A 16,383-nucleotide genomic window follows, 5' to 3' on the forward strand; every position below is an offset into this window, starting at 1 on the left:
ATATTTTTCAGGAGGATATCTGTTTGATTAATATATTAAATAATATGAATATGAAAAAGAAGATAATCTTAATTTTTATTATAAGTGCATTTATTCCACAAATTATAATGGATACAATTTATTACATAACACTTAGGAATAACTTACTTGAAAATGAAATAAAGGATGCTAAAAAAAATGTTTTTGATGTTCGAAATGCTGTTACCCAAATGATAAATACTTCAATTGATGTTTCAAATAAGTTGTATTTAGATAAGGATCTATTAAATATAATGTCAACTAATTATTCCAACTTTATTAAATATTATGATGATATAATGAACTATAACGAAATAACAAATCTTTTAATTATTTATAAAAATGCATTGAAAAATATAAGAATTTATAGTTTTAATAAAACAAATCTAAGTTCAGGACAAATACTTCCGGTTGATAATTTTATAACCAATCAACAATGGTTTAAAGAAGCTATAAAAAACGATGGAAAGATTTCATTTCAGTTAGTATATGATAATGATCCAATAAGACCTACATATTATTTAAGCTTAGTAAGACTTATTAAAAATAGCTATGGAGAAAGATTAGGCGTAATGAATATTTACCTCAATATAGATGAATTAAGACAGATTTTATCACAAAATGACCAAACCCTAATCGCATTTAATAATGGAACAATTGTAGGCTCCAAAGATAATTTACTTATAAATAAAAAGATGAATATTATTTCTAAAAATAAAAATGGTACATATAACATAACAATTGGAAATATAAATTTATTAGCAATTATTGATTCTATAGAGATAACATATGATCCTAATGATAATATAAAAGTTATTTCATCATTTCCCATTAAGGTTATTAATCAAAAAGTAAGTAGAGCAATGACAAAAAATACAGTAATAATAATATTAAATATAATTATTTCACTGATATTATTTTTAATTTTTTCTAATATGATAACATCAAGGGTTAATATATTAAATAAGAAGGTAAATCAAATTGCAAAAGGAAATTTGGATATTGAACTTTCACTGATGGGAAATGACGAAATAGGTGAATTATCAAATAACATAAGCAATATGGCAAAAAGCTTAAAAAAGCTTATTGAAGAAGTATATATTGCTAATATGCAAAAACATGAACTATTATCAAAACAAAAAGATATTCAACTACAAGTTTTGAGTAATCAAATGAATCCTCATTTTCTATTTAATACACTTGAGGTAATTAGAATGATGGCTATTTGCAGTGAAAATAATGATGTATCTAATGCTATTTATTTACTTTCAAACTTGCTTAGAAAAAGTTTAAATATGCCACATACTTTAATTACTATTGATAAAGAACTTGAGATATTGCAAGAATATTTGAAAATACAAAAAATTAGATTTGCAAACAGAATACAATACATATTAAACTATTCACAAGATATATTGCAATATAAAATACCACCATTTACATTACAACCTATTGTTGAAAATAGTATTGTTCATGGTATTGAAAACAAATTAGGAATTTCAACTATAGTTATTTCATTAATAGATAAAAATGATGGACTTTATATAACAGTTGAAGATAATGGAATTGGTATTGATGAAGAAAAATTGAAACATATAAAAGAGCTTATAGATATAGATTATTCTAAAGAGGAAAATCCTAAATTTATTGGAATACGAAATATATTTCAAAGATTAAAACTATATTATGGGGATGATTTTGAATTTAACATAGAAAGTCAAAAAGATATTGGAACCAAGGTATCCTTATTTTTACCTAAGAGGTGATTATATTTGTTAAGAGTAATGGTTGTTGAAGACGAGCCAATGATTGTAGAAGGTCTTAAAAAAATCATAGAATCAAATGGAAATTTTAAAGTAGTTGATACTGCATATGATGGTGTAAATGGACTTGAAAAGATTATTATACATAATCCTGATGTATGTGTTGTAGATATAAAAATCCCTGGCATTGATGGACTTAAGCTTATAGAAGAAGTTAAAAAAAGGCAAATAAATACTAAGTTTGTTATTTTATCTGGTTATTCTGATTTTAAATTTGCTCAAAAGGCAATAGAATATGGTGTTGTTGCCTATTTATTAAAACCTGTAAATGCTGAAATTTTAATAAATCACTTAAATAAGATATACTCAGAGATAAATAAGCAAAAAAATCTTTTAAATAGCATAAATCTTGCAAAAGATAAGGTTTTAGAAAATTTAATTACAAATAGTCAGCACTCGATTGACATAAGTGTGCTCAATAATATATATAATCTTAATCTCCCCTGGGAGAAATACCAGATTGCTTTGGTTCAAATATCTACAATGTCACTACTTAATAATGTTACTGATAATATTCAGCATAAAATCACGCAGATAAAAGATGTAATTGACAAATTTCTCAAAAAATACGATATAGGATATACCCTAATTTTAAAAAATAATATATGTATCTTATTCAAAAACTTTTGGTATCCATTTAACAGCAGAACTTTTAACCTCTTAAAGAATCAGATAAAAAGCACCTTCAAAGAGGAAGTAGTTCTGTCTGTTGGAAGACCTGTGGACCATTATTCTGAAATTTATCTTTCATTAAAAGATGCTCAAATGCTTCTTGGTAAGAATTTTCTATATGGGTATAAGGGTATTATTTATATTTGGGATGATCACTACCAAGAAACTCAAACATCAATTTTACCTGAAGATTTATTAAAGAAACAAGTAAAGATAGCAATAGAATTAGGAAATTTCATTCAATTAAATGACTGCATTGAGAATTTATCAAAGAATTTTATGCATACCAATATGTCAGAGGAAGAAATAAAATCTCATTTTTTAAATATTTATATTGAGATATTAAACCAATTAACTAATGTTAATATTATTGAGAAAGAACAGTTGGATAGTTATTTAAGCCCTATTGAATTAAGAAAGTTTTATTTATGCGAAAATATGGTGGAATTAAAAGGCCTATTGAAATATTTATTTAGCAGCATAATTGAAGAGAACCATCAAACTCAAAATGAAAATATAAAAGATAAAATAGAAGAATATATACAAAAAAACTATAATAGCGATGCTAAACTGGATACAATTGCAAAGATTTTTGGGTATAATTCTTCATATTTCAGTAAACTTTTCAAAAGATTATTTGGAGAAAATTATACAACGTATATTGATAAAATTAAGATAGAAAAGGCTAAACAATTTTTAATACAGGGATATAAAGTATATGAAGTTGCAAAAAAAGTAGGATATGATGATGTTGATTATTTTTGCTCAAAATTCAAAAAATATGTAGGAATACAACCAAGTAGCTTCAAAAGTAAAATAGAAAGTAAATAAACAAGGCTACCTAAAATTTATAGGTAGCCACTTTTTTATATAGTTAAAATCAATACATCTTTAGCAGCTAAACATATTTCACCAGATATTTTTTGTTCAGATAACATATTGTAATATTCTTTATCAAGGTTTATTTTGATTTCATAATCATTATGATTTATTACAAAAATAAAATATACATTTTCATACTGCCTTTTGGTAACTTCAACACCATCTGGTACATATAGTATAGGTTTGATGTTCAACGAATTTAAATAATAATCAAATAATTTGTCTAAAAATTCTTCGCTTGGTTTTGTTCCAATATATACTGCTTTTCCATTACCAAATGTATTTTCAGTTACAGCTGGTGTATTTTTATAAAAATCTTTGCCATAAGTAGCTAAAACATTAGCACCTTCAAGATTAATTACATCGCATATAGTTGAACATTCAAACTCACCATTAAAATCTAATGATGGATTATTTACAATAATTGAATTTTTCATATCAGGATAAAGTGAATCAATTTCTTCCACCCATATACCAAGTATTTTTCTTAGCCAGCCAGGATAACCACCTAAAACAATTAAATCATTTTCATCAACAAGCCCAGATAAGTAAGTTGTGATTAAGTAACCGCCACTTGCAACATATTGTTCTATCTTTTTTGAAATATCTTCATTCATCATATATAAAAGTGGTGCAACAATCAGAGAATATTTCGACAAATCACTTCTTGGATTAATGATATCAACCTGTATATTCTTTTTGAAAAATGATTTATAGAAATACTCTACGTGTTGCGAATACCTGATAGAGTTATTTGGACCTAATGAATATTCTAAAGCCCACCAGTTTTCCCAATCAAAAAGTATTGCTACTTTTGCATCAATTTTTGAATCAATTATTTTATTAAGCTTTTTGAGTTCTTCACCAAGCTGCTTTAGTTCTCTGCCGCTTCTTGTATTTTCATGCATTACATGTGGAACCATTGCAGAATGGAATTTTTCAGCAGAGCCTCTTGCTTGTCTCCATTGGAAAAACATAACCGAATCTGCTCCATGTGCTACTGCTTGGTAACTATATAATCTCATTACACCTGGGCGTTTTAAAGAATTATATGTTTGCCAATTAACCTGATTTGGAGATTGCTCCATCAGTAAAAAAGGCTGCCCATCTTTAAGCCCACGCATTATATCGTGCTGAAAGGCAATGCTTGAAGGATGATCTTTTATTGTGGGGTAGCAATCCCATGAAACAACATCCATTTCTTTAGCCCATTTATAATAATTTAATGGTTTATAATCCCTCATTAAATTTGTTGTTATAGGTGTATCAGGCATATATTTTCTTATTGATTCTTTTTCAATTTTGAAAAGGTTTAAAAGGCTATCAGACATAAATCTATTATAATCAAGTGATAATGCCTGCATACATGTAACAGTTCCTAAAAGGGTTACATGTTCATTTAAAAATGAAGGAACAACAATTTCGTCAAAATCATAAAATGTTCTTCCCCAAAAGCTTGTATACCACTTTTCATTTAGATTTTCAATTGTTTTATATTTGTCTTTAAGCCATTCTCTAAAAGCCTTTTCACACTTTTCACAGTAGCAGTATGGGCCATATTCGTTGCTTATATGCCAGAGTAAAATAGAAGGATGATCTTTATAATGTTTTGCCATTTCTTCTGCTACTCTTCTTACTGCTTCTTTCATAACAGGGCTATTTGGGCAATAGTTTTGTCTTGCACCATGCTTTCTTTGTCTTCCATATTCATCAACAGGTAATATTTCTGGATATTTTTTCGAAAGCCATGCTGGTTGAGCAGCTGTAGGTGTTGCTAATACTGTATATATTCCATTTTCATATAATAAATTTATAATTTTATCAAGCCATTCAAAATCAAACCTATCCTCTTCTGGTTGTAATTTTGCCCATGAGAAAACTGGAAATGTTGCAGCATTTACATTAAAGTATTTCATGAGTCTAATGTCTTCATTTAATATTTCTTCAGGCCATTGATCAGGATTGTAATCCCCGCCATACAAGAATTCTTTTAATTTAATATTAGCCATAATTATTCCTCCTTTCTTTTTGACAACTAAATTTTATTATATGCTTTTATATTTCACAATCTAATAATCTTAATATTTATATTGTATTTTTAAGTTATTTGCTTGACATTAGAAAAACCTTACATTATAATTTTGAATATAAAAATGTTTGAATATCAAAATAATTTTATGCATAAATTTTAAATAAATAATAATTAAGTTAATTAATGTCTGAGGTGAAATAATGGATAGAAGCTATAACATTCTTAATCATTTGTTGGTAGATATTTTTAATGACATTCTTCAAATAGAGCAAAATGCCCTAAAAAATAATGAAATAGGTGAACTATCTATTACTCAAATTCATACAATTGAGGCAATTGGAAGAGGAAAAGAAAAGACAATGAGTGAAATAGCAAAGTCTTTAGAAGTTACTGTAGGAACACTGACAATAATGATTGATAGCCTTATTAAAAAAGGTTACGTTGAAAGAAAAAGAAAAGAGGATGACAGAAGGGTTGTTCTTGTGAAACTTACAAAAAAAGGTGAAGCGGTATATTTATTACATGAAATGTTTCATAGAGAAATGATTAGGACAATAATTGATGGATTAAATGATGAAGAAGAAAAGGTATTAATTAATGCTTTAGAAAAATTAAAAGAGTTTTTCAGAAGCAAATATAATTTAACAAAAGGGAAAGAGTGAGAATTATGAAGGAAGTAAAAATAATTTCAACAGGAAGTTATGTACCAGAGAATATAATTGATAACAATTTTCTTTCAAATATAGTTGAAACAAGTGATGAATGGATAACTTCAAGAACAGGAATAAAGCAAAGAAGAATTTCAAAGGATGAAAACACCTCAGATATTGCTTATAAGGCAGCACTTAAGGCGATAGAAAAAGCAAATATTGATGTTTTGGATATTGAAAATATTATTGTTGCAACAATTACACCCGATTCATTCTCACCCTCTGTTTCTTGCATTGTTCAAGAGAAACTTGGAGCAAAAAATGCTTCATGCTTTGATGTAAATGCTGCATGTACTGGACTTATATATGGTATTTCAATAGCATGGGCATTAATTAAATCAGGCCTTTATAAAAATAGCCTTGTTATTGGAGCTGAAGTATTATCAAAGATTATTGATTGGAAAGACAGAAATACTTGCGTTTTATTTGGAGATGGAGCATCTGCAGTATTTTTGTCAGCATCTGAACAAAAGGGTATAATATCAACTTTTATAATGTCAGACGGCCAAAAAGGTAATGCTATAAAAATACCTGCATTACCAGTTGAAAATATTATTACAGGTTTTGTTGAAAAACCTCAATGTAAAATTTCAATGGATGGAAGGGAGGTATATAGATTCGCAACTGATGTAATGGCTAAAAGTATAGAAAAGGTATTAGAAAATTCAGGATTAAATATTGAAGATATTTCTCTTATTATTCCTCATCAAGCTAATATAAGAATTATTGAATATGCTGCTGACAAACTAAAAGTTTCAAAAGATAAATTTTATATAAACATTGATAAATACGGTAATACTTCAGCAGCAAGTATTGGGATTGCACTTGATGAAGCCTTTGATGAAGGCAGGATAAAATCAGGAGATAATATTATTCTTGTTGGTTTTGGTGGAGGACTTACTTGGGGAGCTACATTGATTAAAGTATAGATTTAAAATAAAAAATTGAAAGGAGATTTTTAAAATGGTTTTTGAAAAATTAAGTGAGATTATAGCAAATAAATTAAATATAGATAAAGAAGAAATAACTTTAACAAAAACATTTGAGGATTTAGGTTTAGATTCTTTAGATATAGTTGAAATTGTTATGGAAATTGAAGATGCTTTTGGAATAGAGATTGAGGAAGATAAAAACTTTGGCAATGTAGGAGATTTAGTTAAGTATATAGAAGAAAAGCTCCAATAATTTAATATGGGGTGTTATTGATATGATTAAATCAAGAATTTGTGAATTAATTGGAATAAAATACCCTATTTTTCAAGGGGGTATGGCATGGGTAGCTGATGCAATCTTAGCATCAGCTGTATCTAATGCTGGAGGCTTAGGAATAATAGCAGCAGGAAATGCACCAGCTGATTATGTTAGAAATGAAATAAAAAAAGCAAAAGAATTAACTAAAAACCCAATTGGTGTTAATATAATGCTTTTAAGCCCTTACGCTGATGAGGTCGCTAAAATAGTTATAGAAGAAAAAGTAGAGGTTGTAACAACAGGTGCAGGTAATCCATCAAAGTATATAAATATGTGGAAAGAAAATGGCATAAAAGTAATACCTGTTATTCCATCTGTTGCTCTAGCTAAAAGGGTTGAAAAGTATGGAGCTGATGCTATTATAGCAGAAGGTGGAGAATCTGGTGGGCATGTTGGAGAACTTAATACTATGGCATTAATACCACAGGTTGTTGATAATGTTTCAATTCCTGTTATTGCAGCTGGTGGAATAGCAGATGGTAGAGGAATTGCTGCTGCATTTATGTTAGGTGCAGAAGGGGTTCAGATGGGTACAAGATTTTTGGTGTCTCATGAGTGTAATATTCATAGAAACTACAAAGATCTTGTTTTAAAGGCCAAAGATACTGATACTGTTGTAACAGGTAGATTTACAGGACATCCTGTTAGAGTTCTTCATAATAAACTTACAAGAAAAATGCTTCAGTTAGAAAAAGAGGGCTGTAGCATAGAGCAATTTGAGGAGATTGGTAAAGGTAGCCTTCAAAAAGCAGTCAAAGATGGCGACTTAGAAAATGGCTCATTTATGGCAGGACAAATTGCAGGACTTGTAAATAAGGAACAAACATGTAAAGAGATAATAGATGAAGTAATAAGTGAGGCAGAAAAAATTATTAAAAAGCAATATGAAAGGTTATATAATCTAGAAGTTATTTAATATGGAGGATATGTATGTCTAAAATAGCTTTTTTATTTCCTGGTCAAGGTGTTCAAAATATAGGAATGGGTAAAGAGATTATTGAAAATTTTGATGTAGCCAATAAATTGATTGATGAAATTTCTGAATATTCAAATATTAATTTAAAAAAACTCTTGTTTTCAGGTCCAATTGATGAATTAAATAAAATAAAAAATACACAACTTAGCATCTTTGTTGTAAGTTTAGCTTGTTTTAAGGTTTTAGAAGAAATAGGAATAAAGCCAGATGTTAATGCAGGGTTTAGCTTAGGTGAATATACTGCTTTAACTGCTTCAGATGTTTTTGATTTAAAAACAGCAGTTGAAATATTAGAAATTCGTGGAAGACTTTTATCTGAGACCTTTTCAGACTCTCAATATGGTATGATGGCAGTTTTGGGAATGAGTAGAGAAAAGATAGAAGAAATAATAAATAAAGTTGATGTTGGATTTGTAGCTATTGCTAACATAAATTGTCCACAACAGATAGTTATTGCAGGTGAAAAAGTAGCATTAGAAGACGCAAGTAAAGAATTAATCAATAATGGAGCCAAAAGGGTTTTAGCACTTTCTGTTCAGGGTGCTTTTCATACAAGTTTATTAGAAAATGCTTCAGTAAAGTTAAAAGAAGAACTTAATAAGTTTAAAATAAATAGACCTAAAATACCAGTTATCGCAAACGAAACTGGCGATTATATTGAAGAGGATATAATTAATTCTTTAAAAAATCAATTAAAAAGTCCTGTTCTTTGGGAGCAAAGTATAAATAAGCTTATTAAAGAAGGATTTGATACATTTATTGAAGTAGGTCCAGGTAAAGTTTTAAGTGGATTTGTCCGTAAGATAAATTCTGATGTTAATGTTTATAATGTAGAAGATATAAAGTCTTTAGAAAAGACTTGTAAAATATTGGGGGTAAATAAATGCTAAAAGATAAAGTTGCATTAATTACCGGTTCTTCAAGAGGTATAGGTAAGGCAATTGCAATAAAACTTGCTTCAGAAGGTTGTAATGTAGCATTAAATTATAGAAGTGATAACTCATCTATTGAAGAATTAGAAAATGAATTAAAGAAATTTAATATAAAAACTATAAAAGTGAAAGCTGATGTAAGTAATTTTGATGAATCAAAACAACTTATACAAAGTGTTATAAATGAGTTTAATAGAATTGACATTTTAGTCAATAATGCTGGAATAACAAAGGATAATTTGATTTTAAGAATGAATGAAAAGGAATTTGATGATGTAATTAATATTAATTTAAAAGGAGCCTTTAACTGCATTAAACATGTTTCAAGATACATGATAAAACAGGAATATGGTCGAATAATTAATATTTCATCAATAGTAGGTATAATTGGTAATATTGGCCAAGCTAATTATTCTGCTGCTAAAGCAGGCTTAATTGGTCTTACAAAAACAATTGCCAAAGAGTTAGCTTCAAAAAATATAACAGTGAATGCAGTTGCACCAGGTTTTATTAAAACTGATATGACACAAAAATTACCTGATAATATAAAAGAAAAATTTTTAGAGCATATCCCATTAAAAAGGTTTGGAGAACCAGAAGAAGTTGCTAATCTTGTTTCTTTTCTTGCCTCAGACTTATCATCATATATAACTGGTCAGGTTATTTGTATTGATGGTGGATTGAGTATGTAAAAAAATATCATACAGGGTGATGAAGATGAAAAAAAGAGTTGTAATAACAGGTATAGGTGCTATAACTCCACTTGGTAATTCAGTAGAAAAAACATGGGAAGGTATAAAAGAAGGTAAATGTGGAATAGATTTTATAAAAAGTTTTGATGTAGAAAATTTTAAAGTAAAGATTGCAGCTGAGGTAAAAGAGTTTGATCCAGGTAAATTTATAGATTTAAAAACAGCAAAAAGAATGGATAGATTTACTCAATTTGCTGTTGCAGCTGCTAAAGAGGCAATTGAGGATTCTAACATTAATTTAGAAAAAATAGATAAATATAGAATGGGTGTTGTTATAGGCTCTGGAATTGGAGGGCTGTCAACTATTGAAAAGGAGCATAAGGTTTTATCTGAAAAAGGGCCATCAAGAGTATCACCATTGTTTGTTCCTATGGCTATAATAAACATGGCTGCAGGAAATGTAGCTATTATGTTTGGTGCAAAAGGTGTTTGTTCATCAACTGTTACTGCTTGTGCCTCAGGAACAAATGCTATTGGAGATGCTTTTAGATTAATTCAATATGACCAAGCAGATATAATAATTGCAGGTGGTTCAGAAGCACCGATAACTCCCCTTGCTCTTTCTGGGTTTATTAATATTACAGCACTTACAAATAGTAATAATCCAGAAAGGGCTTCTATTCCTTTTGATTTAAACAGAAGTGGTTTTGTTTTAGGAGAGGGTGCTGGCATAGTTATCTTAGAAAGCCTTGAACATGCTTTAAAAAGAGGGGCTAAGATTTATGCAGAGGTTGTTGGATATGGTTCAACATGTGATGCATATCATATAACAGCTCCAGACCCAGAAGGAGAAGGTGCATGTATGGCAATGGAGCTTGCAATAAAAGATGCAGGAATTAAAAAAGAAGAGGTTTCTTATATAAATGCTCATGGCACAAGTACTCCATTAAATGACAAAATTGAAACACAAGCTATCAAAAAAACTTTTGGAGACTATGCATATAAAATACCAGTAAGTTCCACAAAATCTATGACAGGACACCTACTTGGTGCTGCAGGTGCTATTGAAGCTATAATTACTGCAAAATCTATTCATGAGGGTTTTATTCCTCCAACAATAGGCTATAAAGATAAAGACCCAGAATGTGATTTGGATTATGTTGCTAATAATGGAAGAAAAAAAGAAATTAATTATGCAATGTCAAACAATTTTGGTTTTGGTGGACATAATGCAGTTCTACTTTTAAAAAAGTGGATTGATTAGAGGTGAAAAAATGGATTTAAAAAGTATCATAGATCTCTTGCATGAAATGTCAGATTCCAATTTGACATCATTAGAGATTATAATGCCTGATTTTACAATCAAAATGGCAAAAGATGGAGAAACAAAGACAAGTATTGTAAAAACTAGTCAAGAAGAAAAATATATTGAAATAGTAAATACAGATACAAAAAAGCAAACAACTCAAAATGAAATAGATGAAAATTTACATTTAATAAAATCACCAATTGTTGGTACATTTTATAGATCTCCTGCACCTGGACAAAAGCCATTTGTTCAAGTAGGTGATAAAGTTAAAAAAGGTGACATACTTTGTATTATTGAAGCAATGAAATTAATGAATGAAATAGAGAGTGATGTGGATGGAGAAGTTGCAGAAATATTAGTTGAGAATGAACAAATGGTAGAATATGGGCAAGTTTTGATAAAAATAAGGGTATAAGGGGTTAGATAGTATGATCAAAGTGGATGAAATAATGAAAATTATACCACACAGATATCCTTTTTTACTTGTTGATAAGGTTGAGATAATTAATGAAGGTGAAAAGGTAGTAGGATACAAAAATGTTACAATAAATGAACCCTTTTTCCAAGGACATTTTCCAAATCAACCTATTATGCCCGGAGTTCTTATAATTGAAGCTATGGCTCAAGTTGGTGCAGTTGCAATATTATCAATTGAAGAGAATAAAGGTAAAATTGCATATCTTACAGGTATTGATAAAGCAAGATTTAGAAAAAAGGTTTTACCAGGGGACACTTTGAGATTTGAAGTTGAGATAATAAGGAAAAAAGGACCAATTGGGGTTGCTAAAGCCATAGCTTTTGTTGATAAGGATAAGGTTTGTGAGGCTGAAATATCCTTTGTAATTGGTTTATAGGGGTGTAAGTTTATGTTTAAAAAAATCTTAATTGCTAATAGAGGTGAAATTGCAGTAAGAATTATTCGGGCTTGCCGTGAGCTTGGAATACAAACAGTTGCTGTCTATTCAGAAATAGACAAAGAAGCATTACATGTTCATTTAGCAGATGAAGCAGTATGTATTGGACCAGCAAAATCAAAAGATAGCTATATGAACATGGAAAATATAATAAGTGCAACTGTTTTAAAGGGTGCTGAAGCTATTCACCCAGGTTATGGATTTTTATCAGAAAACCCTACTTTTGCTAAGCTTTGCGAAGAATGTAACATTAAATTTATTGGACCAAGTTATGATGCAATAGATAAAATGGGCAATAAAACAAATGCAAGAAAGATAATGAAAAAAGCAGGGGTACCAGTTGTACCTGGTTCTGAAGACAAAGTAAATGATATAAATGAAGCAATTGAAATATCTGAAGAAATTGGATATCCAGTTATGCTAAAAGCTGCTGCTGGTGGTGGTGGAAGAGGTATAAGAGTAATAAATAACAGAGAAGAATTAATTAAAGTATTTGAAATGGCAAAAAATGAAGCACAGAATGCATTTAAAGACGGAAGTATGTACATTGAAAAATTAATTGAAAATGCAAAACATATAGAGATTCAAATATTAGCTGATGAATTTGGCAATGTATTATATTTAGGTGAAAGAGATTGCTCAGTTCAAAGAAGAAACCAAAAAGTAATTGAGGAAGCCCCATCACCAATTATGACTCCCATTTTAAGGAAAGAAATGGGGGAAAGTGCAGTTTTAGCTGCAAAGGCTGTTAACTATAAAAATGCAGGAACTATTGAATTTTTAGTAGATAGTACTGGCAAATACTACTTTATTGAAATGAATACAAGAGTTCAGGTTGAACATCCAATTACAGAAATGATAACTGGCATTGATATTGTTAAAGAGCAAATTAAAATTGCTGCTGGACAAAAGCTAAGTATCAAACAAGAGGATATAAAACTTAATGGACATTCAATAGAATGTAGAATAAATGCCGAAGATGTTGATAAGGATTTTAGGCCATCACCAGGTAAAATTGAGTTTTTATATATGCCAGGTGGCCCTGGAGTTCGTATTGATAGTGCTATATATCAAGGGTATTCAATTCCACCCACTTATGATTCTATGATAGGAAAACTTATTGTACATGCAAATGATAGACAAGAAGCAATAGAAAGAATGAAAAGAGCATTATATGAATTAGTTGTTGAAGGTGTAAAAACAAATATTGATTTGCATTTTAAGATTTTAAATAGTGAGGAATATTTAGATGGTAAATATACCACTGCTTTTTTGTCTAATTTTTTAAAGAGCCAATAAATAAAATGGCAGGTGTAAATAATGTATAACCCATTCAAAAAAAAGGAATATATTACTGTTCCTAATATTCCCAAAAAACAAGAAAAAGAGGAGCCAAATAAGCCAAATATTCCAAATGGTCTTTGGATAAAATGCCAAAAATGCCAAAAAATAATTCTTAAAGAAGAATTAAAAAATAACTTATTAATATGTCCATATTGTAATTATTATTTTAGAATGGATGCTTTTCAACGAATTGAGTTAATTATTGATAAGAATACATTTATAGAATATGATAAAGATTTGATTTCTGTAAATCCACTTGATTTTCCTGGTTATCAAGAGAAAATTAATAAATTAATTGATGAAACTGGGCTAAAAGAAGCAGTAGTTACAGGGGAAGGCATGATAAATAATTTCCCTTGTTGTATTGCTATTATGGATAGTAGATTTTTAATGGGTAGTATGGGCTCAGTTGTTGGAGAAAAACTAACAAGATTATTTGAAACAGCAACACAAAAAAGATTACCAGTGATTATATTTACAGCTTCAGGTGGTGCAAGGATGCAAGAAGGCATTCTTTCACTTATGCAAATGGCAAAAGTAAGTGCAGCAGTTTATAAACATTCTGAGGCTGGTCTTTTGTATATCTCTGTATTAACTGATCCCACTACTGGTGGTGTTACAGCAAGTTTTGCTATGCTTGGTGATATTATTTTATCAGAACCAAAAGCATTAATTGGTTTTGCTGGTCCAAGAGTTATTGAGCAAACAATTAAACAAAAGCTTCCAGAAGGATTTCAAACAGCAGAATTTTTATTAGAACATGGATTTATCGATGCAATTGTTGAAAGAAAGCACCTTAAAGAAACTCTTGCAAAAATATTAAAAATTCATTCTTTTAGGAGGTAATAAATGACAATAGCAGAGTTTGAAAAAACCTCAAAAGAGATTGAAGGAAAAATTGAGGAACTGAAAAAATTAGCTATTGAAAAGAATATTGATTTTTCAAATGAAATAAATATATTAACCGAAAAATTAAAAAAGATTCAAAAAGAAACCTTTGATAATATTAGTAGTTGGGATAAGGTCCAGATTGCTCGAATGGTTAATAGACCAACAGCACTTGAATACATAGAGCTAATATTTGAAAATTTCATTGAATTTCATGGAGACAGGTATTTTAAAGACGATGCTGCTATTGTCGGAGGAATTGCGTTATTTGATGAGATACCAGTTACAGTGATTGCTCAACAAAAGGGAAGAAATCTAAATGAGAATGTAAAAAGAAATTTTGGCATGCCAAACCCTGATGGTTATAGAAAGGCTTTAAGGCTTATGAAACAAGCTGAGAAATTTAATAGACCTATAATAGCCTTTGTGGATACACCAGGTGCTTTTTGTGGTATTGATTCTGAAGAAAGAGGCCAAGGTGAAGCTATAGCAAGAAATTTATTTGAAATGTCGCATCTTAAAACACCAATTATCTCTGTCATAATTGGTGAAGGAGGAAGTGGTGGGGCATTAGCATTAGCTGTTGCAGATAGAGTATTGATGCTTGAATATGCAATATATTCTATTCTTTCTCCAGAAGGCTTTGCAAGCATTTTATGGAAGGATAGTAGTAAAGCCAAAGAGGCTGCCGAGGTTATGAAAATAACTGCATCAGATTTAAAATCTTTAGGTGTTATTGATAGGGTTATAAATGAACCAATTGGAGGAGCACATAAGGATAAAAATAAAATGGCAAATAGTATAAAAGAAGTATTAAAAGAAGAACTAAATATACTAAAGGATAAAGATATTAAAGCATTAATAAATGAAAGATATATGAAATTTAGAAAAATAGGGGCTTACAGTACAGTTATCCTGTAAACCCCACAAGTTTTTTTATTAAAATGACCTAAATAGATCAAGCATTTTTTTATCAAGCTTATGTCCATAAAAATCAACATAATCTACATCTTGCCTTTGAGAATCCAAGATACCAAATGTTCCTCTAAAATTCCATAAAGCAAAACCAATGTTAAATTCCTTTAATACATCAAATAAATCATTTAACCATGCCAAAACAACATCATGTGGTGTGTGACAATAAGCACCACCCTCGCCACATATTACTCCTATTCCATTCTCAATAAGTTCAGCCCACTTTTTATAGTGGTTATATAAAGTATCTTTATTCCACTCTATGTTTCCATCAAAGAAAGGCCATGTTGGCGTTTTCCAGTCTAATTTAAGATGAACCCATTCAGCTTTAAAGTGGCTAACACCAAAAGGTAAATAACCTCTACAGCTTTGAGCAACTCCAGTGTCTATAAGTTCAGGCATTGGAACATTGCCATATGATAAACCGTCAATCATAATCAATCTATCTGGACTTATTTGTCTTATCTTTTCAACAGTTTTTCTTATAACATTTTCATAGTCTTTTCTTGTCATCTCTTCATCTGATGGGTCTCTTGGTTCATTAATGAGATTAAAGCTTATGTATTTGTTATCAATATCTTTATATCTTTTTGCAAACATTTGCCAATAAAAAATAAATGCGTTCAATGCTTCTCCTGTTTTCCAAAGGTTAAAACTTGGATTTAGTTTTGCATTTACACAATATCCTGGTGCATGATGAATATTTAGATTTACATGGATATTATACTTCTGTCCCCAATAAACAACATTATCAATTTTCTCAATTATTTCTTCCTTGACATTATATAAATCATTTTCACTTGCCCAAGTTTTATAGTTCATAGGTATTCTAACAAAGTTAAAACCCCACTCAGAAATCCATTTAAAGTCGTCTTCTCTAAAATCCCCTTTACTATGTTCGGTAAACAATTCTAATAAATTAAAGCCTTTCCAAAATGGAAGTTTATTTTTCATAAATATTACCT

General features: G+C 29.6%; 16 protein-coding genes. 14 read left to right on the top strand and 2 right to left on the bottom strand.

Translation table 11 applies throughout. The features are described 5' to 3' along the window. The first annotated feature begins 23 nt into the window (after nt 1-23). Together ACAG39_05560 and ACAG39_05565 are read left to right on the top strand one after the other, a co-directional pair. A complete protein-coding gene (locus tag ACAG39_05560) occupies nt 24-1,784 on the top strand; it encodes a sensor histidine kinase (protein MEZ0536704.1) in 1,761 nt (586 codons plus the stop codon). A gap of 6 nt (nt 1,785-1,790) precedes the next feature. Next, complete coding sequence (locus ACAG39_05565) at nt 1,791-3,344, top strand: response regulator (protein MEZ0536705.1); 1,554 nt, start codon at nt 1,791-1,793, stop codon at nt 3,342-3,344. 35 nt (nt 3,345-3,379) lie between these two features. Here the strand turns inward: ACAG39_05565 and ACAG39_05570 are convergent, their stop codons facing one another. Next, complete coding sequence (locus ACAG39_05570) at nt 3,380-5,404, bottom strand: beta-galactosidase (GenBank protein ID MEZ0536706.1); 2,025 nt, start codon at nt 5,402-5,404, stop codon at nt 3,380-3,382. 223 nt (nt 5,405-5,627) lie between these two features. Here ACAG39_05570 and ACAG39_05575 point away from each other — a divergent pair, with 223 nt between their 5' ends. The 12 genes from ACAG39_05575 to ACAG39_05630 are packed head-to-tail and all read left to right on the top strand — an operon-like array spanning nt 5,628 to nt 15,364. Beyond that, nucleotides 5,628-6,089, top strand: coding sequence for a MarR family winged helix-turn-helix transcriptional regulator (locus ACAG39_05575; GenBank protein MEZ0536707.1), 462 nt, complete (start codon nt 5,628-5,630; stop codon nt 6,087-6,089). Between the two features lie 5 nt (nt 6,090-6,094). Then, a complete protein-coding gene (locus tag ACAG39_05580) occupies nt 6,095-7,066 on the top strand; it encodes a beta-ketoacyl-ACP synthase III (protein MEZ0536708.1) in 972 nt (323 codons plus the stop codon). A gap of 34 nt (nt 7,067-7,100) precedes the next feature. Further along, on the top strand, nt 7,101-7,322 hold the full coding sequence (gene acpP, locus ACAG39_05585) for an acyl carrier protein (protein ID MEZ0536709.1): 222 nt from the start codon (nt 7,101-7,103) through the stop codon (nt 7,320-7,322). A gap of 22 nt (nt 7,323-7,344) precedes the next feature. Continuing rightward, on the top strand, nt 7,345-8,304 hold the full coding sequence (gene fabK / locus ACAG39_05590; protein ID MEZ0536710.1) for an enoyl-[acyl-carrier-protein] reductase FabK: 960 nt from the start codon (nt 7,345-7,347) through the stop codon (nt 8,302-8,304). 14 nt (nt 8,305-8,318) lie between these two features. Next, a complete protein-coding gene (gene fabD / locus ACAG39_05595) occupies nt 8,319-9,254 on the top strand; it encodes an ACP S-malonyltransferase (GenBank protein MEZ0536711.1) in 936 nt (311 codons plus the stop codon). Then, entirely contained in the window at nt 9,248-9,988 is a 741-nt protein-coding gene (gene fabG, locus ACAG39_05600) for a 3-oxoacyl-[acyl-carrier-protein] reductase (protein MEZ0536712.1), read from the top strand. The genes fabD and fabG overlap by 7 nt, the downstream gene beginning before the upstream one ends. Nucleotides 9,989-10,013: 25 nt before the next feature. Then, the gene (gene fabF, locus ACAG39_05605; protein MEZ0536713.1) at nt 10,014-11,252 is read left to right on the top strand and encodes a beta-ketoacyl-ACP synthase II; all 1,239 of its coding nucleotides are present in this window, start codon (nt 10,014-10,016) and stop codon (nt 11,250-11,252) included. 10 nt (nt 11,253-11,262) lie between these two features. Continuing rightward, on the top strand, nt 11,263-11,712 hold the full coding sequence (gene accB / locus ACAG39_05610) for an acetyl-CoA carboxylase biotin carboxyl carrier protein (GenBank protein ID MEZ0536714.1): 450 nt from the start codon (nt 11,263-11,265) through the stop codon (nt 11,710-11,712). Nucleotides 11,713-11,725: 13 nt separating this feature from the next. Continuing rightward, on the top strand, nt 11,726-12,151 hold the full coding sequence (fabZ, locus tag ACAG39_05615) for a 3-hydroxyacyl-ACP dehydratase FabZ (GenBank protein MEZ0536715.1): 426 nt from the start codon (nt 11,726-11,728) through the stop codon (nt 12,149-12,151). Nucleotides 12,152-12,163: 12 nt separating this feature from the next. Next, the gene (locus tag ACAG39_05620; protein ID MEZ0536716.1) at nt 12,164-13,510 is read left to right on the top strand and encodes an acetyl-CoA carboxylase biotin carboxylase subunit; all 1,347 of its coding nucleotides are present in this window, start codon (nt 12,164-12,166) and stop codon (nt 13,508-13,510) included. 21 nt (nt 13,511-13,531) lie between these two features. Further along, a complete protein-coding gene (accD, locus tag ACAG39_05625) occupies nt 13,532-14,401 on the top strand; it encodes an acetyl-CoA carboxylase, carboxyltransferase subunit beta (GenBank protein ID MEZ0536717.1) in 870 nt (289 codons plus the stop codon). A 9-nt stretch (nt 14,402-14,410) separates the two neighbouring features. Beyond that, entirely contained in the window at nt 14,411-15,364 is a 954-nt protein-coding gene (locus ACAG39_05630) for an acetyl-CoA carboxylase carboxyltransferase subunit alpha (protein ID MEZ0536718.1), read from the top strand. An 18-nt stretch (nt 15,365-15,382) separates the two neighbouring features. On the opposite strand, the gene ACAG39_05635 is transcribed toward ACAG39_05630, so the two are convergent. Next, nucleotides 15,383-16,372 (bottom strand): glycoside hydrolase family 5 protein, encoded by a 990-nt coding sequence (locus tag ACAG39_05635; protein MEZ0536719.1) that lies wholly within the window; start codon nt 16,370-16,372, stop codon nt 15,383-15,385. Between the last annotated feature and the right edge of the window lie 11 nt (nt 16,373-16,383).

The organism is Caldicellulosiruptoraceae bacterium PP1 (assembly GCA_041320695.1).
Taxonomy (GTDB): Bacteria; Bacillota; Thermoanaerobacteria; order Caldicellulosiruptorales; family Caldicellulosiruptoraceae; genus JBGGOQ01.

Excerpts from the sequence above, each read along its gene's own strand:
- ACAG39_05570 (MEZ0536706.1), bottom strand. The coding sequence starts at position 5,404 with ATGGCTAATATTAAATTAAAAGAATTCTTGTATGGCGGGGATTACAAT.
- ACAG39_05575 (MEZ0536707.1), top strand. The coding sequence starts at position 5,628 with ATGGATAGAAGCTATAACATTCTTAATCATTTGTTGGTAGATATTTTT.
- ACAG39_05580 (MEZ0536708.1), top strand. The coding sequence starts at position 6,095 with ATGAAGGAAGTAAAAATAATTTCAACAGGAAGTTATGTACCAGAGAAT.
- acpP (MEZ0536709.1), top strand. The coding sequence starts at position 7,101 with ATGGTTTTTGAAAAATTAAGTGAGATTATAGCAAATAAATTAAATATA.
- fabK (MEZ0536710.1), top strand. The coding sequence starts at position 7,345 with ATGATTAAATCAAGAATTTGTGAATTAATTGGAATAAAATACCCTATT.
- fabD (MEZ0536711.1), top strand. The coding sequence starts at position 8,319 with ATGTCTAAAATAGCTTTTTTATTTCCTGGTCAAGGTGTTCAAAATATA.
- fabG (MEZ0536712.1), top strand. The coding sequence starts at position 9,248 with ATGCTAAAAGATAAAGTTGCATTAATTACCGGTTCTTCAAGAGGTATA.
- fabF (MEZ0536713.1), top strand. The coding sequence starts at position 10,014 with ATGAAAAAAAGAGTTGTAATAACAGGTATAGGTGCTATAACTCCACTT.
- accB (MEZ0536714.1), top strand. The coding sequence starts at position 11,263 with ATGGATTTAAAAAGTATCATAGATCTCTTGCATGAAATGTCAGATTCC.
- fabZ (MEZ0536715.1), top strand. The coding sequence starts at position 11,726 with ATGATCAAAGTGGATGAAATAATGAAAATTATACCACACAGATATCCT.
- ACAG39_05620 (MEZ0536716.1), top strand. The coding sequence starts at position 12,164 with ATGTTTAAAAAAATCTTAATTGCTAATAGAGGTGAAATTGCAGTAAGA.
- accD (MEZ0536717.1), top strand. The coding sequence starts at position 13,532 with ATGTATAACCCATTCAAAAAAAAGGAATATATTACTGTTCCTAATATT.
- ACAG39_05635 (MEZ0536719.1), bottom strand. The coding sequence starts at position 16,372 with ATGAAAAATAAACTTCCATTTTGGAAAGGCTTTAATTTATTAGAATTG.